Consider the following 19,879-nt stretch of genomic DNA (forward strand, 5'->3'; position numbering starts at 1 on the left):
GGGCCGCTGAACCCGCCGAAGCCCACCGGCAGCACGAACCACATGACGGCCGGCGTCGAGCCCAGCGCCGCGAGAGCCGCGGGCGAGCGGAACGAGAAGCCCTGAGCATGAACCATCATACCGGCCAGGATCGCCATGGCGGCGAGGCGGAACGGCTCCTGCCCTTCGAACCAGTAGAGGGCGGCCAGGCTCGCCCAGACGACGCTCGAGCCGAACATCGAGACCATGTAGGCCGCGCGCTGGCGGCGGCTCATGGCCTCGCCACGCCCCACCGGTCGGGTCATGAACCGGGTCCAGGCCTCGGCCGCCGCGAAGGCCGCGAACCAGCCGCCGCCCCAGATCGGGCCATAGACATAGGCGGTCAGCAGCGCCGCGCCGCAGCCCACGGCCATGCGGACGCCGAACACCTGGCGCGCCGTGGCGGCCACGGCGTCCAGACGATCATCCAGCAGGCTCCAAGCCCTCGCGATCACGACGGAACATCCCCTATCCGAACAGGTCCGCCGCGCTCCCCAGTGCGGCAGGCTGTCGCAGCACTCTGCCCCGCAAACATGAACGGACCCTTGTTTCGGCGAAGCTTGTTACGCGAGAGGCGCGTTTTCGAGCGGGCCCCGGCAAGCTAGGCTTTGGGATACGGACCGCGGAGGACTTCAGATGCTGGCCAAGTTTCTCGTGCGGGCGGTGTTCGCCGCCTTGGGCCTTTGGGTGGCCTCGGCCATCGTGCCGGGGGTGCACGTCTCGAACACCGGGACTCTGATCCTGGCGGCATTGCTTCTGGGCGTGGTGAACGCGCTGGTCCGACCGGTGCTGGTGATCCTGACCCTGCCGCTGACGATCCTGACGCTGGGCCTGTTCCTGCTGGTGGTGAACGCCGCCACCATCGGCCTGGTGGCCTGGCTGTTGCGCGGCTTCACGGTCGATGGCCTGATCCCCGGCGTGCTGGCCGCCATCGTCACCGGCGTCGCGAGCTGGATCGGCGGCATGGCGATCCGCGACGACCGCCGCTGATGTGGCGCGCGTGGCCGCTCAGCCTCGCGCCCGGACCGCCAGGGCTGGAAAGTCGCTGAAGAGGCCGTCGACACCGGCGGCGTAGAGCGCCTTCAGGACCGCATCGACGTCCCCGTGGGCGGCCGGCCCCTGCCCGCGCTGCAGCGCCTTGGGCAGGAAGGCGTTCTCGGCGCGGACGGTCCAGGGGTGGACGGCCATCCCCGCGGCGTGCGCCCAGCCGACCAGCCCGGTCGCCGCGCTGAGCGCGCCGTCCGCGGTCGGTACGACCAGGGGCCACTCCGGCCCCAGGCCCTCGGCGAAGGCGGCGATGGCCTTCACGCCGGCCTCGGACGTGACGTCCACCGGCGCGGGTCCCCGGCTCACCAGCATGACGCGGCGGCTCTGCACGAGCTGACCGATGGCCTTCAGCGGCTCGACCTCGAAGCACTGCACGAACACCGGCGCCGACCGGGTCGCGAGCCCGTTCGCCTTCAGCGCATCGGCCAGCCGCGCCTCGAGCGGCAGGCCGATCCCTGCGAAGTAGGTGGGGTGTTTCATCTCGGGATAGGTCCCGATGGTCCGTCCCAGCCGCCGGCCCTCGGCCTTCGCCAGGTCGATGACCTCCTGGTAGGTGACGATCGTCTCCTGCCCGTCGAAGCGGGCGCTCCCGGGGCGAAGAGCCGGCAGGCGCTCGCGGGCGCGCAAGGTCTTCAGCTCGGCCAGGGTGAAGTCTTCGGTGAACCAGCCGGCGACCTTCTCCCCGTCGATGACCTTTTCGGCGCGGCGGGCGGCGAACTCGGGCCGGTTCGCGACGTCGGTGGTCCCGGAGATCTCGTTCTCGTGCCGCACGACCAGATGGCCGTCCTTGGTGGCCACCAGGTCTGGCTCGATGAAGTCGGCGCCCTGCGCGATGGCCAGGCGATAGGCCATCAGCGTGTGTTCCGGCCGCTCGCCGCTGGCGCCCCGGTGGGCGATGACCAGGGGCTTCCGCCTGGGCTGGGCGAAGACCGCCGTTGCGGTGGCGGCGAGGGCGGCGGCGGCGGCGGCGGCGGCGGCGGCGAGGGTGCGGCGAGTCAGCATGCCCGCACCTTAGGCTCTATTTTGCGGCAGCCAGACGACTGACGATCTGGGGGTGCAGGTCGAGGTTGGAGGCCACCACCGAACCCTTGCCCAGCACCGCGTCGCCGCCCTCGGCGTCGGTGACCTTGCCGCCTGCCTCGGTGACCAGCAGGACGCCGGCCGCCAGGTCCCAGGGCTTCAGGTCGCGTTCCCAGTAGCCGTCGTAGCGGCCGGCGGCGACCCAGGCCATGTCGAGCGCGGCCGAGCCGAAGCGGCGGACGCCCGCGACCCGCTGGGTCATCTGGTGCAGCTCCTTGAGGAACTTCGCGTGCTGGCCGTGGCCGAGGAACGGGATGCCCGTCGCCAGCACGGCTTCGTCCATGCGCTGGCGCGCGGCCACCCGCAGGCGATGGTCGTTGACGTAACAGCCCTTGCCCTTCTCGGCCCAGAACAGCTCGTTGGTGATCGGGTTGTAGGTGACCGCAGCCACGACGCCCACCTCGGCGCGTTCCAGCGCGATGTTGATGGCGAAGTGCGGGATGGCGTGGAGGAAGTTGGTGGTCCCGTCCAGCGGGTCGACGATCCAGGTGTGGGTCTTGTCGGTGCCCTCGATCAGGCCCCGTTCCTCGCCGTGGAAGCTGTAGCCGGGTCGGGCTTTCGTCAGCGCCTCGAAGAGCACCTGTTCGGCCTTGAGGTCGGCGGCGGAGACGAAGTCGGCGGGCGCCTTCTTGGCGACCTGCAGCTCGGCCAGCTCGCCGAAGTCACGGTTGAGCCCGCGCGCGGCCTTGCGCGCAGCGTCGCTCATCACCTTCAGAAGGGCGGATTGGGTGCTCACGGTTTCAAAAGATCTCGGGCGGGAATAGAGGGCGCGGAACCTAGTGTCGGGCCGGTATGAAAGCAAGGAGAGTCCGATGACACAGGCTGTCGAGCGGGTCGCGTCGTGCTGGTGCGGGGACCTGGCGGTGACGATGCGGGGCGAGCCGATGCTGGTGTCCAGCTGCTGCTGCACCCGCTGCCAGCGGCGGACGGGAAGCTTCTTCGGCGTCACGGTCTACTTCCACCCGGACCAGATGATCGCGCGGCGGGGGACGCCGTCTACCTTCCAGTTGCCGGACGGTGAGGCCAGGTTCCACTTCTGCCCCCGCTGCGGATCGAACCTCTGGTGGTTCGTACCCGACGACGACGAGGAGGTGCTGGGCGTGGCCGGCGGCGCGTTTGCCGATCCGACGCTGCCGGCGCCGCAGCGCATGGTCTACACCTCGACCCGGCACCCCTTCGTCCGGCCGCCGGAAGGGTTGCGGGAATTCGAGGACGGGGCGGACTAGCGCTCGGCCAGGCCCGCCGCGATCTCGGCGTTGAGCGCCTTCACCGCCGCGGCCGGGCCGTCGCCATGGCTCCAGACCCCTGCGGACACGGCGAGGAAGTCGGCCCCGGCGGCGGCGAGACCCCGAGCGTTGTCCGCCGTGATCCCGCCGATGGCCACGCAGGGAACCTCCATCGTCTCCTGCCAGATAGTCAGGATCTCGGGATCCGCGCGCGTCGGCGCATCCTTGGTGGTGGTGGGGAAAAAGGCGCCGAACGCCACATAGTCCGCCCCGGCCTCGGCCGCCTCCATCGCCAGGTGGCGGCTGTCGTGGCAGGTGACGCCCACCATCCGGTCCTTGCCCACCAGGCGGCGCGCTTCGGCATAGGTCCCGTCGGTCTGGCCGATGTGCACCCCGTCGCAGCCGAGGCGGGCGGCCAGGTCGGGCCTGTCGTTGAGGATGACCGCAAGCCCTCGGGCCTGGGCGATGGGCATCAGCACGTCGACGGCCGCGGCGATCACCTCGTCCGGCGCGTCCTTCAGGCGGATCTGCAGCGCCGCCACGTCGCCGGCGTCGAGCGCCTGGGCCAGGACGTGGCCGAAGGCCGCTAGGTCGTCCAGGCGCGGCGGGGTGATCAGGTAGAGGCGACAGAGCGGTAGGGCCATGGCCCTAAATACACACGCCGCGCCTCAGCGCAGCAGCATCTTCAGCGCATAGGCGATGCCGGCGCAGGAGAGCGCGCCGGTGAGCGACAGGCCCCCGAACCAGGCCAGGCGTTTCCACAGCGGCGCCAGAGCCTCGCCGCCCTCGGGCGGAGGTTCAATGATAGCCGGCATCGCCACTCCCCACCTTGCCCCGGAACAGCCAGTACACCCAGGCCGTATAGCCCAGGATGGCCGGCAGGAGGATGACGACGCCCACCAGCATGAGGCCCAGCGCATTGTCGGCATTGGCCGCCTGCCGGAAGTTCATGTCGTAGGGCACGATGTTGGGGAAGAACCCGATCGCCAGGCCGATGTAGCCGGACAGGAAGACCAGGTAGGCGCCCATGAGCGAGGTGGCGTGATGGGCGCGCCGGATGCCCAGGATCACGACGCCCAGGCCCACGAGGCCCAGCAGCGGGATGGGGATCAGGGGCGCAAGGGTCGCGAGGTCGAACGCCCCGTCCTCGAACCCCCAGCGCACGGCGATGCGCGGATGGACCAGGAGCGTGGCGACGCTTACCACCGCGAGGAGTGCGGCGGTGGCCCCAGCGGCGATCCAGGCCCAGCGTCGGGCCCGCACCTGCAGCTCGCCCTCGGTCCGCCAGATCAGATAGGTGGCGCCCAATAGGGTGTAGCCCGCGAGCAGCCCCGCCGCGACGAGCAGGCTGTAGGGCGTCAGCCAGTCGAACGGGCCGCCCGCGAAGGTGCGTCCCTCCAGCGTCACGCCCTGGATGAAGCCGCCCAGGACCAGGCCCTGGGCCAGGGTCGCGGCGATCGAGCCGCCGGCGAAGGCCGCGGTCCAGAAGGCCTTGCCGCGCATCCGGCCATGGTGGCGGAACTCGAACGCGACGCCGCGCAGGATCAGCGCCAGCAGCATGAGGATCACCGGCAAGTACAGCGCCGGCATCAGGGCCGAGTAGGCGAAGGGAAAGGCCGCGAAGAGGCCCCCGCCGCCGAGCACCAGCCAAGTCTCGTTGCCGTCCCAGACCGGCGCGATGGAGTCCATCATCACGTCGCGTTCCTGGGGTGAGGCCGCGAAGGGGAACAGGATGCCGATCCCCAGGTCGAAACCGTCGAGCAGCACGTAGAGCAGCACGGCCGTGGCGATGATCCCGGCCCAGATCAGCGGCAGGTCGAGGCTCATGGCGCCGCTCCCTTCGTTCCCGCGGCCAGCGGATTGCCCGGCGGCTCATCGGCGTCCTGCGGCGGCGTCTCGGGCCCTTCCGCGATCAGGCGCAGGATGTAGAGCACGCCCACGCTGAAGATCACCGCATAGATGCCCATGAAGGCCAGCAGCGAGGCCGAAACCTGGCCCGCCCCGACCGGCGAGACGGCGTCGGCCGTGCGCAGCACGCCGTAGATCACATAGGGCTGGCGACCCACCTCGGCCACGACCCAGCCGGCGATCACCGCCACGAAGCCGGCGGGGCCCATGGCCACCGCCGCCCGCAGGAACGGCCTGCTGTATTCAGGTCCGCGCGTGCGCCACAGCAGCCAGACGCCCCAGGCGCCCAGCCCGATCATCAACAGGCCCAGCCCCACCATCACCCGGAAGGCCCAGAAGACGATGAAGACCGGCGGCCGGTCCTCGGGTGCGAAGGCCTTCAGGCCCTTGACCTCCGCCGAGGGGCTGCCGGCGGTGATCAGGCTGCCCAGCTTGGGAATGGAGAGCTCGAAGCGGTTGCCCTCGGCCGCCCGGTCCGGCCAGGCGGCGATATGGAACGGCTGCTCGGTGCGCGTCTCCCAGAACGCTTCGATGGCGGCCAGCTTCGCCGGCTGTACCCGCAGCACGTCCTTGCCGGAGAGGTCCCCCACCAGGAGCTGAAGCGGCGCGACGATGGCGAACATGCCGATGGCCATGCGCAGGGCCAGGCGCGAGGCCTCCTCGTCCAGCGGCCCGTCCTGGCCCCACCGGCGCAGGATGCGCCATGCGGAGGCCGCGCCCACCACCAGGGCCGTGGTCAGATAGGCGGCGAGCGCCATGTGGGCGAAGCGTTCGGGGAAAGTGGGCGAGAAGATCACCTGCCACCAGTCGACGGCGCGCAGCGTGCCGTCCGGCAGGGTCGTGAAGCCGGTCGGGTGCTGCATCCAGCTGTTGGCCGAGATGATCCAGAAGGCCGAGATGAGCGTTCCGACGGCCACCAGCGCCGTGGCGGCAAAGTGCAGGCCGGGGCCGACCTTCTTCCACCCGAACAGCATGACGCCCAGGAACGAGGCTTCAAGGAAGAAGGCCGTCAGGACCTCGAACGCCAGCAGCGGCCCGATCACCGGCGAGGCCACGGCCGAGAACACGCTCCAATTGGTGCCCAGCTGGTAGCTCAGCACCACGCCGGAGACGACGCCCATGCCGAAGGAGATCGCGAAGATCTTCACCCAGAACAGGTACAGCGCCTTGAACGCCTCGTTCTTGGTGACCAGCCACAGCCCCTCCAGCACCGCCAGGAAACTGGCGAGTCCGATAGTGAAGCTGGGGAAGATGATGTGGAACGCGATAGTGAACGCGAACTGCAGCCGCGACAGTATCAGGGCATCGAGTTCCATCGCCGTCCCCGTGACGCCGGCTCCCGCATCTTTAAGAGGCCTGGCCGTTTCCCGGCGCCTAGAACGTCCAAGCTCGACCGTCGGTCGCTGCGACATGCTGCCGCAGGTTTGAATGCATTCATCATTCTCTGCGAATGACTTGCAAACTTAATCGCAGGGCGCTAGATCGGAAGCGTCAGCCAGGAGCCGCTCGCGCCCCATGTACGTCTGCAACTGCAATGGCATCCGTGAGCGCGAAGTCCGCGCGGCCATCGCCGCCGGCGCATCGCGGCCCGCCCAGATCTTCAAGGCCTGCGACTCCGCGGCCCAATGCGCCCGCTGCGTCTGCGACATGCGCAAGATCCTGGATGAGGAACGCGAAGCCCTGCGGTTCGCCGCGGAATAGGTCGTCTTCCGGCGAGCGAAAATCATTCGCAGGCAAATCTGCGGATTTTTCAGCAACCGCAAATCACTCGCAGACATTGTCTTTGACACTTCATGCCCGCCAGAGGCATTCCCGCGTCTAGCGTTGTGATGGAGGCTCTACGGTGCAAGGCGACAAGGCGATCATCAGGCTGTTGAACGCGGTCCTCACCAATGAGCTGACCGCCGTAAACCAGTATTACCTGCACGCGCGCATGTACGAGAACTGGGGTTTCGCCCGGCTCGGAAAGATCACCTACGAAGAGTCGATCGGCGAGATGAAGCACGCCGACAAGCTCATCAAGCGCATCCTGTTCCTCGACGGCCTGCCCAACCTGCAGGACCTGCACAAGCTCTCGATCGGCGAGTCCGTCGCCGAGGGCCTCGCCGCCGATCTCGGCGTCGAAGTCGGGGGCCGGACGACGCTCATCGAAGGCATCAAGCTCTGCGAAGCGTCCGCCGACTTCGTGTCGCGCGAACTGCTGACCGAGATCCTCAGCGACACCGAGGAGCACATCGACTTCCTCGAGACCCAGATCAGCCTGGTGAAGAGCCTGGGCGAGCAGAACTACCTGCAAAGCGCCATGGGCGAGCTGGCCGAGGGATAACGCGCCCGCCAGGCGGGCGGGGCATTGCTACGCCCGCGAGCTTCGCCCTACGGTCCCGTCCCATAGTTGGTGGAGAGCGGGTATGGCGGCTGGGGAGGAGGAAGGCGCGCCGGCGCGGTCCGGGTCGAACGTGACAGTGGTCGCGGGCGCCTCGGTCGGCACGGTGTTCGAGTGGTACGACTTCTACCTCTACGGCTCCCTCGCCGGCTTCATCACCCAGCACTTCTTCTCGGGGGTGAACGAGGTCACGGGCTATATCTTCGCCCTGCTGGCCTTCGCCGCGGGATTTGCGGTGCGGCCGTTCGGGGCCATCGTCTTCGGCCGGCTGGGCGACCTCTGGGGCCGCAAGAACACCTTCCTGGTCACCATGCTGCTGATGGGCATCTCCACCTTCGTGGTCGGCCTGCTGCCCAGCTACGAGACCATCGGCGTCGCCGCGCCCATCCTCCTGATCACGCTGCGCCTCGTCCAGGGGCTGGCCCTTGGCGGCGAGTACGGCGGGGCCGCGACCTATGTCGCGGAGCACGCGCCGGAGGGCAAACGCGGCCTCTACACCAGCTGGATCCAGACCACCGCGACCTTCGGCCTGTTTCTCAGCCTGATCGTCATCCTCCTGGTGCGGACCCAGATCGGGGAGGACGCCTTCCGGGCCTGGGGCTGGCGGATCCCGTTCCTGGTCTCGATCCTGCTGCTGGGCGTCTCGCTGTGGATCCGGCTGCGGCTCAACGAGAGCCCGGTGTTCAGGCAGATGGTGGACGAGGGGAAGTCCTCGAAGCGGCCGCTGGCCGAGAGCTTCGGCGAATGGGGCAACCTCAAGCTGGTGATCCTGGCGCTGGCGGGCCTGACGGCGGGCCAGGCCGTGGTCTGGTACACCGGCCAGTTCTACGCCCTGTTCTTCCTGGAGAAGATGCTGAAGGTCGACGGGGCGCTGACCAACACCCTGGTCGCCATCTCGCTCGCACTCGGCACGCCGTTCTTCGTGCTGTTCGGCTGGCTGTCGGACAAGGTCGGCCGCAAGCCGGTGATCCTGATCGGCTGCGTGCTGGCGGCGCTCACCTACTTCCCGATCTTCAAGGCCCTCACGGCGGCGGCGAACCCGCAGCTGGCTGAGGCCACGGCGTCGGCGCCGGTCCTGGTCATCGCCGATCCCTCCAGCTGCGCGCTGCAGTTCGACCCCGTGGGCAAGACCGCCTTCACCAGCGCCTGCGACATCGCCAAGTCGGCGCTGGCGGGCGCCGGGGTCTCCTACGAGAACCGCGCCGCGCCGGCCGGGACGGTGGCGGTGGTGCAGGTGGGCGCGGCGCAGCTCGCGAGCTTCGAGGGCGCCGGTCTGCCCAAGGCCGAGTTCGACGCGCGGAAGGCCGCCTGGACGAAGGAACTGGGCGCCCTGCTGACCAACGCGGGCTACCCGCCGAAAGCCGATGCGGCGCTGGTGAACAAGCCGATGGTGGTCTTCCTGCTGTGGCTGCTGGTGATCTACGTCACCATGGTCTATGGCCCGATCGCGGCGGCGCTGGTGGAGATGTTCCCGGCGCGCATCCGCTACACCTCGATGTCGCTGCCCTATCATCTGGGGAACGGCTGGCTCGGCGGGTTCCTGCCGACCACGGCCTTCGCCATGGTGGCCGCCACGGGCAACATCTACTACGGCCTCTGGTATCCGATCGCGGTGGCGGCCTTCACCGCCGTCGTCGGCTTCTTCTTCGTCAAGGAGATGAAGGGGAATCCCATCGAGGCCTGAGGCCGCCGCCGGATCGTCAGCCGAGCCAGCCGCTCTTTGCGAGCGGGATGTCGGCCACCTTGCGGATCACCTCGCCGTCCCGACGCTCGACCTCCAGCGCGTCGATGTGCCCGGCGATGTCCAGATCTCCCAGGTTCAGGGCCTGGGCCACCTTACGGGCGGCGGCGTAGTCGGCGGTCGTCGCCACCGTGATGTGGGGCAGATAGGGCGTCTCGGACCGCAGCGCCGCCTCGACCGGCCCCACGTGCAGGGCGTCGTGGAGCTTGAGGATCGCGCCGAACCCCTCGTCGGGGATCAGGAACACGTGGAAACGACCCACGGTATGCTCGTGGACCACCATGGCCGAGCGCAGGCGGAACCGGATGCGCTGGACCGGAGCCGCGGCCCTGCGGATCTGCTCGGTGAAGGCGGCCGGCGTCATCTGGACCCCGGGGAAGACCAGGGTGAAATAGGGCGGCCCGCGGCTGCCAGCCCGCCGCGAGCGGATGTCGGTCAGCCAGGCCAGGTCGGCCTTGTCGAAACGCGGCCGGGCGATGACTTCCAGCGTCTCCATCGGACCCTCCACCTGCGATTGTGCGTCATCCCGGCGATTTCGCCTATGGCGAGGCTTGCGCGACCCGGCGGCGCCGGCGCCAAGATGGCGGCCTGTCGTCTGTGGAGACCCCGATGGACCCGATCGCCCGCTGGCACGCCGTGGTGGAGGCGCGCGACATGGCCGCGCTCAAGGACCTGATCGCCGAGGATGCGGTGTTCGAGAGCCCGGTGGTGCACACGCCGCAGGTCGGCAAGGCGATCACGGTCAAATACCTGGCCGGCGCCCTGCAGGTCCTGAACAACGAGACGTTCCGCTACGTCGGCGAGTGGCGTGCGGAGCGGTCGGCCGTGCTGGAATTCGCCTGTGAGATCGAGGGGATCGCCGTCAACGGCGTCGACATCGTCTCTTGGAACGAAGCGGGGAAGATCACCCACTTCAAGGTGATGATCCGCCCGCTGAAGGCCATCAACCTCGTCCACCGCCTGATGGGCGAGCTGCTCGCGAGAGCCTGACGCACAGATGCTCCCCTCCGGGGGAGCTCGCGAAGCGAGAGGGGGCTTCACCACCATGGCTCAGGCCTTGAACCCCCTCCCCATCGGCGCGATGCGCCGCTGGACCTCCCCCAAGCGGGGGAGGACCTAACCGGGCGCGCCAAAGTGCTCCCCCTCCCGCGGAGCTCGCGAAGCGAGAGGGGTTTACACCCCCAGCCGCGCGCTACTCCGCCGCGACGCGGGTGATGCCGATCTTGGGGGCCAGTTCGCCCGAGGCGTAGCGCTTGGCCATTTCTGAGAGCGGGATCGGCTTGATGCTGGAGGCGTGGCCGGCGGTGCCGAACTCCTCGAAGCGCTGGATGCAGACCTTGCGCATCGCCTCCTTGGCGGGCTTCAGGTAGCTGCGCGGGTCGAACTCGCCCGGCTTCTCGGCGAACACCTTCCGGATCGCGCCGGTGATGGCCATGCGGTTGTCGGTGTCGATGTTGATCTTGCGCACGCCGTGCTTGATGCCGCGCTGGATCTCTTCCACCGGCACGCCCCAGGTCTGGGGCATCTCGCCGCCGTACTTGTTGATGATCTCCTGCAGGTCCTGTGGAACCGACGAGGAGCCGTGCATCACCAGGTGGGTGTTGGGCAGGCGGCGATGGATCTCTTCGATCACGTTCATGGCCAGGACGTCGCCGTCCGGCTTGCGCGTGAACTTGTAGGCGCCGTGGCTGGTGCCCATGGCGATGGCCAGGGCGTCCACCTCGGTGGCCTTCACGAATTCCACCGCCTGATCGGGGTCGGTCAGCAGCTGGTCGTGGCCGAGCTTGCCCTCGAAGCCGTGGCCGTCTTCCTTCTCGCCCATGCCGGTTTCGAGGCTGCCGAGCACGCCGAGCTCGCCCTCCACCGAGGCGCCGACCCAGTGGGCCATGTCCACGACGTTGCGGGTGACCTTGACGTTGTAGTCGTAGTCGGCCGGGGTCTTGCCATCGGCCTTCAGCGAGCCGTCCATCATCACCGAGGTGAAGCCGTACTGGATCGCGGTGGCGCAGGTGGCCTCGTTGTTCCCGTGGTCCTGGTGCATGCAGATCGGGATGTGCGGGTACATCTCGGCCATGGCGTCGATCAGGTGCTTCAGCACGATGTCGTTGGCGTAGGACCGGGCGCCGCGGGACGCCTGCATGATCACCGGCGAGTCGGTGGCCTCCGCGGCCTCCATGATCGCCAGTGCCTGTTCCATGTTGTTGATATTGAACGCGGGCACGCCGTAGCCGTGCTCGGCCGCGTGATCGAGAAGCTGTCGAAGCGTAATCCTGGCCATAACTTCAGGTCCCCACCTGTCTCATTGGGAGAGCGCCGCGACGCCGGGCAGCTCCTTCCCTTCCATCCATTCAAGAAACGCGCCGCCCGCAGTCGATACGAACGTGAAGTCGTGCGAGACGCCGGCCGCGTTCAGAGCCGCCACCGTATCACCCCCGCCCGCAACGGCCACCAGCCTGCCGGCCTTGGCCAGCTGGGCGGCGTGTTTCGCTGCTTCAACCGTCGCCTTGTCGAACGGTTCCACTTCGAAGACGCCAAAGGGGCCGTTCCAGATGAGTGTCTTGGCCTCGGACATGGCGGCGAGCACTTGCTCCAGCGCCTTGGGGCCGATGTCGAAGATCTTCTCGTCCGCAGCGACGCCGTCGGCGAGGTCGATGGTGCGGTTCGGGGCGTTGGGCGCCAGATCCTTCGCGACGACGACGTCCACGGGCAGGATCACCTTGCATCCGGCGGCCTCGGCCTTCTGCAGGATCTCGCGGGCGGTGTCGGCCATCTCCTTCTCGCACAGCGAGCCGCCGATCTCGGCGCCCTTGGCGAAGCAGAAGGTGTTGGCCATGCCGCCGCCGATGGCGAGGTAGTCCAGCTTGCCGACCAGGTTGTTCAAGAGATCCAGCTTGGTGGAGACCTTGGCGCCGCCGACGATGCCCATCACCGGGCGCTTGGGATTGCCGAGCGCGGCGTCCAACGCGTCCAACTCCTTACGCATCTGCTCGCCGGCATAGGCGGGCATGAGGCGGGCCAGGCCTTCGGTGGAGGCGTGGGCGCGGTGGGCGGCCGAGAAGGCGTCGTTGACGAAGAGGTCGCCATTGGCGGCGAGCGCCTTGGCGAAGTCGGGGTCGTTCTTCTCCTCGCCCGCGTGGTAGCGGACGTTCTCCAGGAGCAGGACATCGCCGTCCTTCATGGCGGCCACAGCCTTGGCCGCCTCGTCGCCGATGCAGTCGTCGGCGAAGGCCACGGGCGCGCCCAGCAGCTTGCTCAGCGGCTCGACCACCGGCTTCAGGCTCATCTCCGGCACGCGCTTGCCCTTGGGCCGATCGAAGTGGGCCAGCAGGATCGTCTTCGCCCCGCCCTGGCGCAGCTTCTCGATAGTGGGCAGCGCGGCCTTCAGGCGGGTGTCGTCGCTGACGGCGCCGTCCTGCATGGGGACGTTGAAGTCCACGCGGACCAGGGCGCGTTTGCCGGAGAGATCGGCGTCGTCGAGGGTCTTGAAGGTCATGCGTGAACTATCCGGCCTGAGCGCGCCGAGGGCGCAGTCGTTGAACCGCCAAGTCGCCAAGAACGCCAAGAGGCCTGGGTCGCTTCCGGCTCCTTGGCGTGCTTAGCGACTTGGCGGTGAATGAGGGGCGCAGGTGCGCCAGGCTGTCGAACCTGGCGCACCTGCGATCCTAGATCAGCTTGCCCAGGGCGACGGCGGTGTCGCTCATGCGGGTCGAGAAGCCCCACTCATTGTCGTACCAGGTGAGGACGCGGCCGAGGCCGCCGTCGATCATCTGGGTCTGCGGCAGGGCCGCGGTCGACGAGGCGGGGTTGTGGTTGAAGTCCATGGAGACCAGCGGCTCCTTGGTCACCGCCAGCACGCCCTTCAGCGCGCCACCCGCGGCCGCCTCCAGCGCCTCGTTGATCTGGGCCACGGTCACCGACTTGGACGGCACGAACTTCAGGTCGACCACCGACACGTTCGGGGTCGGCACGCGGATCGAGGAGCCGTCCAGCTTGCCGGCCAGGGCCGGGATCACCAGGCCCAGGGCCTTGGCGGCGCCGGTGGAGGTCGGGATCATGGACATGGCCGCGGCGCGGGCGCGGTAGAGGTCCTTGTGCATCGTATCCAGCGTCGGCTGGTCGCCGGTGTAGGAGTGGATCGTGGTCATGTAGCCACGCTCGATGCCGCAGAGCTCCTGCAGCACGTGGGCCACCGGCGCCAGGCAGTTCGTGGTGCACGACGCGTTGGAGATGATCAGGTCGTCCTTGGTCAGCGTCTGGTGGTTCACGCCGTAGACGATGGTCTTGTCCACGCCATCGCCGGGCGCCGAGATGATCACCCGCTTGGCGCCGGCGTCGAGGTGGGCCTGGGCCTTGTCCTTGGAGGTGAAGATGCCGGTGCATTCCAGGGCGATGTCGACGCCGAGGTCCTTGTGCGGCAGATCCTTCGGGTCGCGGATGGCCGTGACCTTGATCGGCGCGTAGCCGGCGATGACGATGGTGTCGCCTTCGACCTTCACCTCGGCCGGGAAGCGGCCGTGCACGCTGTCGTAGCGCAGCAGGTGGGCGTTGGTTTCCACGGGCCCGAGGTCGTTGATCGCGACGACCTCGATGTCCTTGCGGCCATGTTCGACGATCGAACGCAGGACCAGGCGGCCGATGCGACCGAAACCGTTGATGGCGACGCGGACAGCCATGGGAGCTCCTTCGAATTTCTGTGTGCCGGGGTTCTTCAGGCGAGAACCCGCGAAGTCAACCCCTTGCCCTCTCGCAGAGAGCAGGAAGCCGAGGTTGCGGCGCGGGCCTGCAAGACCGGCGCCGGGAGTCCCCGTGCCGGTTTGGGGCGGACTCTCAAGCCGCCTCGAACTGCAGGGCGGCGAGACGGGCGTAGAGGCCGTTCTTGGCCACCAGTTCGTTGTGCGTGCCCTCTTCGACCACGCGACCCTCGTCCATCACCACGATCCGGTCGGCCTTGAGCACGGTCGCCAGGCGGTGGGCGATGACCAGGGTGGTGCGGCCCTTCATCGCCTCGTCCAGGGCGCGCTGGACCAGGTGCTCGTTCTCGGCGTCGAGGGCGCTGGTGGCCTCGTCGAGGAGGAGGATCGGCGCCTCGCGGATCAGGGCCCGGGCGATGGCCAGGCGCTGGCGCTGGCCGCCGGAAAGGGTGCGGGCCCGGTCGCCGACCACGGTCTGCAGGCCCTCGGGCAGCGCCGACAGGAACCCCTCGGCCTGGGCGGCGCGGACCACGGCGCGGACCTCGTCCTCGCTGGCGCCTTCGCGGCCGAAGCGGATGTTGTCGGCCGCCGAGCCTGAGAACAGCGGGCTCTCCTGGGCCACCAGCGCCATGCGGGCGCGCACCTCCACCGGATCGGCCTCGCGCAGGTCGACGCCGTCGACGCGGATGCGGCCCGACTGAGGATCGTAGAAGCGCAGCAGCACCCGGAAGACCGTGCTCTTGCCCGCGCCGGACGGGCCGACCAGGGCCACGCGCTCGCCCGGGCGCACGTGCAGGGAGAAGCCCCGAAGCGCCGGCAGCTCCGGGCGGCCGGGATAGGCGAAGGTCACATCCTCGAACGCCACCTCGCCCCGCGGCGGGACCGGCAGCGGCGTGGGATGGGGCGGGGCGGCGACGCCGGGCCGGGCGTCCAGCAGCTCGCCCACCCGCTCCATGGCGCCCGCCGCCTTCTGCACGTCGCCCCAGGTCTCGCCCAGGGCGCTGACGGAGCCGGCGGCCATCACCGACAGGAAGGCGAACTGGAACAGGGCGCCCCACGAGATGTCGCCGCGCAGGCCCGCGTGCACGCCCAGCCAGAAGACGCCGACGATGCCGCCGAACACCAGGACGATGACCGCCGCGGTCATGGCCGCGCGGGTGGTGATCCGCCGCATCTGGGCGCGGAAGGCCTGCTCCACGGCCCCGCCGAACCGCTCGGCGGCGGCGCGTTCGCGGCCGAAGGCCTGCACGGTCTCCAGCGCGTCCAGGCTCTCGCCGGCCGAGCCCACGGCGTCGGCGAAGCGGTCCTGGGCCGAGGCGGTGAGCTTGCGCACCCGGCGGCCGAACAGGAACAGCGGCGCCAGCACGAAGGGGAAGGTCAGCAGCACCAGGCTGGTCAGGTGCGGACTGACGAACATCAGGAGGATCAACGCCCCGATCAGCGTGAGCAGGTTACGCAGCGCCACCGAAACCGAGGTCGCCAGGAGGTTCTCGACGATGGCGATGTCGGTGGTCAGGCGCGACAGGACCTCGCCCGTGCGCGTCTGCAGGAAGAAGGCCGGATCCAGCGTCAGGATATGGTGGTAGGTGGCCTTGCGCAGGTCGGCCACCACCCGCTCGCCCAGGCTCGTGACGAAGTAGAACCGCAGGGCCGTGGCGATGGCCAGGGCGCCGGCGACCGCGCCGACGATCAGGAAGCGGCGATCCACGGTGGCGGCGTCCAGGCCGGGCTTGGTCAGGTTGTCCACCACCAGGCGGATGGCCCCGGACATGCCGAGCGTCGCGCTGGTGGACATCACCAGGAACAGCAGCGAGGCCAGGGCGCGGCCCCAGTGGGCAGCCAGGAACGGTCGGAGGCGGCGAAGCGCGCCGACGTTGCGGCTGCGTCCCCGCTTGGCGGCGCCTTCGGCGAGGCTCTGGGCCAGCGCCTGGCCCTCGCTGGGCCGGCCCTCGACGGAGCCGGTCCCAGCGGACGCCGCACGAAACCTGGCCCAAGACTCACTCATCGCATCGAACCTTGCATCCGGCCGCACATTTCTCTATACGCGCGGCTTCCTTTTCGCCCGCCTTTACCGGCGGCCGGCCCAATGTGGCCGCTCCAATACGTCAGGCGCCCGTTCGATGAAACAAGACACTCACCCCGACTATCACTTCATCACCGTGGTGATGACGGACGGCACCACCTACCAGACGCGTTCCACCTACGGGAAGGAAGGCGACACGCTGAACCTGGACATCGATCCGAAGACCCACCCGGCGTGGACCGGCGGCGGCCACCAGCTGCTCGACCGCGGCGGCCGCGTGTCGCGCTTCAACGCCAAGTTCGGCGCCTTCACCCGCAAGTAGGCCGACCTCCCGCGGGAGCGGGATGGCGCGAGATATTGCAGACGCCGCGAGGGGCAACCTTCGCGGCGTTTTTGTTCCTCCCCCCATCGGGGGGAGGGGGACCGCGAAGCGGTGGAGGGGGCCTCCGCTCAAAACGCGGAGCCGCAATCGCCCTGTGATGTTTGACGTCGAGGCTGGGCGTTCTGAGTTGAAGCCCCCTCCGTCAGCTTCGCTGACAGCTCCCCCCTGTGGGGGAGCAACGGCGCGGGGCTCAGCCGCCGAAAGCGGTCTTCAGGCGGTCCATGTGGGAAAGCACGGGGTTGGACGGCTCCGCCGTGCGGCTTTCCAGGTACATGCGCTTGTCCAGATGGCGGACGCGCTCGTAGAGACGCTCGGCGCGATCGGCCAGGCCGGTGAGGCCGCGGGGCAGTTCGCTGCGCGCCGCCTCGGCCTCGGAGCGGGACACGTCCTCGGCGTTCAGGCGGTAGCGGTCCTCGCAGGCGGCGGCGGGCGCCATGTCGCCTTCGCGGACGGCGCGCTGGACCAGCAGCCACGAGGCCACCTGCATCAGGCGGGTGGTGAGCCGCATGCTCTCGGCCGCATAGGCCAGGGCCGCGTTGCGCGAGAGCAGCTTGGATTCCTGGCGGCCTTCGCCGTCCAGATAGCTGGCGGTCTCTTCCACCAGCTCCATGCCTTCCTGGAACGTCCGCTCGAACAGCTCGGAACGGGCGAAGTCCTGGATGACGTCGTCGCGCCAGTCGGGGCTCTGGGTATCCTGCATCGGCCGCACTCTAACTCGTCTAGGGTTTCCACGCGCTGAACGAAACGTCGCGGCGCGACGTCTTCGTGCAACCGCCGTGCCAGCAGGATCAGTTGGCGCGCGGGGCGAAGAGGGCGTCCGCCGCAGCCCGGCCGGATCGCTTCTTTTCGATCTGGGCCCTCACCCGCCGGGCCTCCGCCTCCAGGACTTCCAGGCGTTCCTCGAGCTCCGAGACGCCATAAAGATCCAGGTCCTCGCGGACGGCTTCCAGCAGGCGTTGGCCGCGGCCGACCCGGACGTCGACAGGTTCATCCATCCTCGAACCCTCCTTTGCGTCCCCCGACGGGACCGCTATCTGAACGCTCAAGGCCGATTTGCGCAAGTTTCAGGACATTCCATGACCAGCCCGCTCGAAGCCGAGACCATGACCGTCATCGCCATCGAAGGCGGCAAGGGGCCGGCCTCCGCGCTGAAGCCCGTGCGGGCGACGATCCCGGAGCCCGGTCCCGGCGAGATCCTGATCAAGGTGCGGGCCGCCGGCGTGAACCGGCCCGATATCGTCCAGCGCCTGGGCGCCTACCCGCCGCCCCCCGGCGCGCCCGAAACCCTGGGACTGGAGGTCGCGGGGGAGGTGGCGAAGGGCGGCGGACGGTGGAAGGTGGGCGATCGGGTCTGCGCCCTCCTGGGCGGCGGCGGCTATGCGGAGTACGCCGTCGTCGACGCCCGCCACGCCCTGCCGATCCCGGACGGCCTCGGGTTCGAAGCGGCGGCCGGACTGCCCGAGACGGTGTTCACCGTCTTCGCCAACGTCTTCGAACACGGGGGGCTGAAGGCCGGCGAGACGCTGATGATCCACGGGGCGACCTCCGGCATCGGGGTGACCGCCATCCAGATGGCCAAGGCCGCGGGCGCCAAGGTGATCGCCACGGGGCGCGGCGCGGACAAGGCGAAAACCGCCCTCGCCCTCGGCGCCGACGTGGCCGTCGACGTGACCGCCGAGGACTTCGCCGAGGTCGCCAAGCGTGAGGGCGGCGTCGACGTGGTGCTGGACATGGTGGCCGGCGACTACGTCCCGAAGAACCTGGACGCCCTGAAGACCGGCGGCCGGATCGTCTTCATCGCGGCCTTGGGCGGGGCGATGCTCAACCTCCCCGTCTTCGCGATCATGATGAAGCGCGCGGTGGTCACCGGCTCGACGCTGCGGCCGCGCAGCGCGGACGAGAAGGCCCGGCTTGCCGCCGAGATCGAGCGGGTGGTCTGGCCCTGGATCGCGGCGGGCAAGGTGAAGCCGCAGATCGACGCCACCTTCCCGCTGGAAGAGGCCGCCGCCGCCCACGCCCACCTGGAGGCCGGCGCGCACGTGGGCAAGGTGATCCTGCTCCCCTCCCTCCCTTGATGGGGAGGGACTACCGCTCGAAGATGCCCTTCAGCAGCGGTCGGACGAACACCGACGCCGCGGTCTTGGGCCGCACGTCGGGCACCAGGTAGCCGAGGTCGGCGCAGGCGTTCAGCGTGGCGTTCAGCATCTGGGCGGCGATGAAGGCGTCCACCGGCCGCAGGGATCCCTCGGCGATGCCGTCCGAGATCATCGAGGCGAAACGGTCCGAAACCCGGTTCGAATGTTCGACCATCACGCCGCGGATCTGTTCCGGCAGCGCCGTCAGGGCGCTGGTCCGCAGCAGGGGGCCGTGGTCCGAGAGCTGGAACTCGGCGAGGGCGGCGGCGCAGGCCGAGAGCTTGTCCCACTGGTCGCCGGGCAGGTCCATGGCCAGCCGCTGGGCCCGGGTCATCACCTCGAAGCTGCGCTCGAAGCAGGCGACCACCAGATCGTCCTTGGCCTCGTTGTGGTGATAGAAGCTGCCCTTGGTGACGTTGAGCTCGGCCGAGATCTTGTCCACCGAGGCGCCGCGATAGCCGCGCCGGTTGATCAGCCGCGTGGCCGCCAGCAGGAAGGTCTCGCGGGCGAGTTCCGGTCCGTCGCGCGCCGCCAGCTTCTCCATGGGGATCGGCCGGGGATCCCAGGCCGCCTCGTCCGCCGCCACGCCGTGCAGGAAGATGTCGACCATGCGGTCGCGGATGCGCGGATAGTCCTCGGCGTCGAACTTCGCCAACCACGCGCCGCCCCAGAACACCTGCTCCAGCAGCATGCGCGTCCGCGCCGTGCGCCGGCCGCGGGACATCCAGCAGAGATCGGGATGGTCGAAGATCTGCCGCGCCTTGCGGAACAGCCGCCCATAGGCGGTCGCCACCTCCTCCCGCCGCGGCGAGGTCAGGGCGCGCAGCTCCGAGATGATCGGCAGCGGCGGCGCCGTGCCGGCGAGAGTGGCGGCGAGGGCGTCGAGGTAGAGCGTGAAGAAGCGATGCAGCCGCTCGGGGGGCGTGGCCGCCTTCACCGCCTGGTCGGCCAGGTCGTGCAGCGCCTCGATCCCGCGGGTGATGCAGGCGGCCGCCAGGTCGTCCTTGCGCTTGAAGTAATAGGTGACGCTGGTGGTCGACAGATCGACCGCCGCGGCCGTGTCGCCCAGCGTCAGGCCCTTGATCCCCTTGCGATTCAGAATCCGCGTGGCCGCGTCCAGGATCGCCTCACGCTTACGCTCGAACCGGTCTGTGGATCTCACCGCGGCGCTTCGTGGAGCCATGGACGCCCTATTCCCCGAATGAACGCTCTTTTGACCCCGAAAGCGGCGCTTCGCCAAGGGTC

The 19,879-nt window shown here is 69.1% G+C and carries 23 protein-coding genes; 8 read left to right on the forward strand and 15 right to left on the reverse strand.

Features of this window, described 5'->3' with window-relative positions:
• Positions 1-473, reverse strand: a 473-nt coding sequence (locus tag AX721_RS19870) for a hypothetical protein (protein WP_156467283.1), incomplete at its 3' end; no start/stop codon positions are given.
• Positions 474-654: 181 nt separating this feature from the next.
• Between AX721_RS19870 and AX721_RS19875 the strand changes: the two genes are divergently transcribed.
• Positions 655-1,008, forward strand: a complete 354-nt coding sequence (locus AX721_RS19875; protein ID WP_082765668.1) for a phage holin family protein — start codon at positions 655-657, stop codon at positions 1,006-1,008.
• An 18-nt stretch (positions 1,009-1,026) separates the two neighbouring features.
• Here the strand turns inward: AX721_RS19875 and AX721_RS19880 are convergent, their stop codons facing one another.
• Together AX721_RS19880 and AX721_RS19885 are read right to left on the reverse strand one after the other, a co-directional pair.
• Positions 1,027-2,067, reverse strand: a complete 1,041-nt coding sequence (locus AX721_RS19880) for a glycerophosphodiester phosphodiesterase (protein ID WP_068877717.1) — start codon at positions 2,065-2,067, stop codon at positions 1,027-1,029.
• A 16-nt stretch (positions 2,068-2,083) separates the two neighbouring features.
• On the reverse strand, positions 2,084-2,881 hold the full coding sequence (locus tag AX721_RS19885; protein ID WP_068877718.1) for an inositol monophosphatase family protein: 798 nt from the start codon (positions 2,879-2,881) through the stop codon (positions 2,084-2,086).
• 76 nt (positions 2,882-2,957) lie between these two features.
• Here AX721_RS19885 and AX721_RS19890 point away from each other — a divergent pair, with 76 nt between their 5' ends.
• Complete coding sequence (locus AX721_RS19890; protein ID WP_068877719.1) at positions 2,958-3,371, forward strand: GFA family protein; 414 nt, start codon at positions 2,958-2,960, stop codon at positions 3,369-3,371.
• On the opposite strand, the gene thiE is transcribed toward AX721_RS19890, so the two are convergent.
• Genes thiE through AX721_RS19905 form a run of 4 tightly spaced genes read right to left on the reverse strand, consistent with a single transcriptional unit; the run spans position 3,368 to position 6,595 of the window.
• Positions 3,368-4,015 carry a thiamine phosphate synthase gene (gene thiE / locus AX721_RS19895; protein WP_068877720.1) on the reverse strand — a complete coding sequence of 216 codons (648 nt, stop codon included), beginning with the start codon at positions 4,013-4,015 and terminating at the stop codon, positions 3,368-3,370. The genes AX721_RS19890 and thiE overlap by 4 nt on opposite strands.
• Positions 4,016-4,039: 24 nt before the next feature.
• Positions 4,040-4,186 (reverse strand): hypothetical protein, encoded by a 147-nt coding sequence (locus AX721_RS27525; RefSeq protein ID WP_156467284.1) that lies wholly within the window; start codon positions 4,184-4,186, stop codon positions 4,040-4,042.
• Positions 4,170-5,198, reverse strand: a complete 1,029-nt coding sequence (gene cydB, locus AX721_RS19900; RefSeq protein ID WP_068877721.1) for a cytochrome d ubiquinol oxidase subunit II — start codon at positions 5,196-5,198, stop codon at positions 4,170-4,172. The genes AX721_RS27525 and cydB overlap by 17 nt, the downstream gene beginning before the upstream one ends.
• Positions 5,195-6,595 (reverse strand): cytochrome ubiquinol oxidase subunit I, encoded by a 1,401-nt coding sequence (locus tag AX721_RS19905; protein WP_068877722.1) that lies wholly within the window; start codon positions 6,593-6,595, stop codon positions 5,195-5,197. Before AX721_RS19905 ends, cydB begins: the two co-directional genes overlap by 4 nt.
• A 199-nt stretch (positions 6,596-6,794) precedes the next feature.
• Between AX721_RS19905 and AX721_RS19910 the strand changes: the two genes are divergently transcribed.
• The 3 genes from AX721_RS19910 (at position 6,795) to AX721_RS19920 (ending at position 9,346) form a co-directional block, all read left to right on the forward strand.
• Positions 6,795-6,980 carry a bacterioferritin-associated ferredoxin gene (locus AX721_RS19910; protein WP_068877723.1) on the forward strand — a complete coding sequence of 62 codons (186 nt, stop codon included), beginning with the start codon at positions 6,795-6,797 and terminating at the stop codon, positions 6,978-6,980.
• Positions 6,981-7,122: 142 nt separating this feature from the next.
• Complete coding sequence (gene bfr / locus AX721_RS19915) at positions 7,123-7,605, forward strand: bacterioferritin (RefSeq protein ID WP_068877724.1); 483 nt, start codon at positions 7,123-7,125, stop codon at positions 7,603-7,605.
• An 82-nt stretch (positions 7,606-7,687) separates the two neighbouring features.
• Entirely contained in the window at positions 7,688-9,346 is a 1,659-nt protein-coding gene (locus tag AX721_RS19920) for an MFS transporter (RefSeq protein WP_068877725.1), read from the forward strand.
• A 16-nt stretch (positions 9,347-9,362) separates the two neighbouring features.
• On the opposite strand, the gene AX721_RS19925 is transcribed toward AX721_RS19920, so the two are convergent.
• Positions 9,363-9,899 (reverse strand): 2'-5' RNA ligase family protein, encoded by a 537-nt coding sequence (locus tag AX721_RS19925; protein ID WP_068877726.1) that lies wholly within the window; start codon positions 9,897-9,899, stop codon positions 9,363-9,365.
• Between the two features lie 113 nt (positions 9,900-10,012).
• Between AX721_RS19925 and AX721_RS19930 the strand changes: the two genes are divergently transcribed.
• Positions 10,013-10,393, forward strand: coding sequence for a nuclear transport factor 2 family protein (locus AX721_RS19930; protein ID WP_068877727.1), 381 nt, complete (start codon positions 10,013-10,015; stop codon positions 10,391-10,393).
• 202 nt (positions 10,394-10,595) lie between these two features.
• On the opposite strand, the gene fba is transcribed toward AX721_RS19930, so the two are convergent.
• The 4 genes from fba to AX721_RS19950 all read right to left on the reverse strand — a co-directional run bounded on the left by fba (position 10,596) and on the right by AX721_RS19950 (position 16,099).
• Positions 10,596-11,681, reverse strand: coding sequence for a class II fructose-bisphosphate aldolase (gene fba / locus AX721_RS19935; protein WP_068877728.1), 1,086 nt, complete (start codon positions 11,679-11,681; stop codon positions 10,596-10,598).
• 21 nt (positions 11,682-11,702) lie between these two features.
• Positions 11,703-12,896, reverse strand: a complete 1,194-nt coding sequence (pgk, locus tag AX721_RS19940; protein WP_068877729.1) for a phosphoglycerate kinase — start codon at positions 12,894-12,896, stop codon at positions 11,703-11,705.
• A 169-nt stretch (positions 12,897-13,065) separates the two neighbouring features.
• Entirely contained in the window at positions 13,066-14,076 is a 1,011-nt protein-coding gene (gene gap / locus AX721_RS19945) for a type I glyceraldehyde-3-phosphate dehydrogenase (protein ID WP_068877730.1), read from the reverse strand.
• Between the two features lie 154 nt (positions 14,077-14,230).
• A complete protein-coding gene (locus AX721_RS19950; protein ID WP_068877731.1) occupies positions 14,231-16,099 on the reverse strand; it encodes an ABC transporter transmembrane domain-containing protein in 1,869 nt (622 codons plus the stop codon).
• Positions 16,100-16,214: 115 nt separating this feature from the next.
• Here AX721_RS19950 and rpmE point away from each other — a divergent pair, with 115 nt between their 5' ends.
• Positions 16,215-16,439 (forward strand): 50S ribosomal protein L31, encoded by a 225-nt coding sequence (rpmE, locus tag AX721_RS19955; protein ID WP_068877732.1) that lies wholly within the window; start codon positions 16,215-16,217, stop codon positions 16,437-16,439.
• Between the two features lie 250 nt (positions 16,440-16,689).
• On the opposite strand, the gene AX721_RS19960 is transcribed toward rpmE, so the two are convergent.
• Together AX721_RS19960 and AX721_RS19965 are read right to left on the reverse strand one after the other, a co-directional pair.
• Entirely contained in the window at positions 16,690-17,199 is a 510-nt protein-coding gene (locus AX721_RS19960) for a DUF1465 family protein (protein WP_068877733.1), read from the reverse strand.
• 88 nt (positions 17,200-17,287) lie between these two features.
• The gene (locus AX721_RS19965; protein WP_068877734.1) at positions 17,288-17,494 is read right to left on the reverse strand and encodes a DUF1192 family protein; all 207 of its coding nucleotides are present in this window, start codon (positions 17,492-17,494) and stop codon (positions 17,288-17,290) included.
• A gap of 81 nt (positions 17,495-17,575) precedes the next feature.
• Between AX721_RS19965 and AX721_RS19970 the strand changes: the two genes are divergently transcribed.
• Positions 17,576-18,574 carry an NAD(P)H-quinone oxidoreductase gene (locus AX721_RS19970; RefSeq protein ID WP_197422656.1) on the forward strand — a complete coding sequence of 333 codons (999 nt, stop codon included), beginning with the start codon at positions 17,576-17,578 and terminating at the stop codon, positions 18,572-18,574.
• A gap of 10 nt (positions 18,575-18,584) precedes the next feature.
• On the opposite strand, the gene AX721_RS19975 is transcribed toward AX721_RS19970, so the two are convergent.
• Complete coding sequence (locus AX721_RS19975) at positions 18,585-19,796, reverse strand: TetR/AcrR family transcriptional regulator (RefSeq protein WP_369796666.1); 1,212 nt, start codon at positions 19,794-19,796, stop codon at positions 18,585-18,587.
• Between the last annotated feature and the right edge of the window lie 83 nt (positions 19,797-19,879).

It is taken from the genome of Phenylobacterium sp. CCH9-H3, assembly GCF_001557235.1.
In the GTDB taxonomy this organism is placed as follows: domain Bacteria; phylum Pseudomonadota; class Alphaproteobacteria; order Caulobacterales; family Caulobacteraceae; genus Phenylobacterium.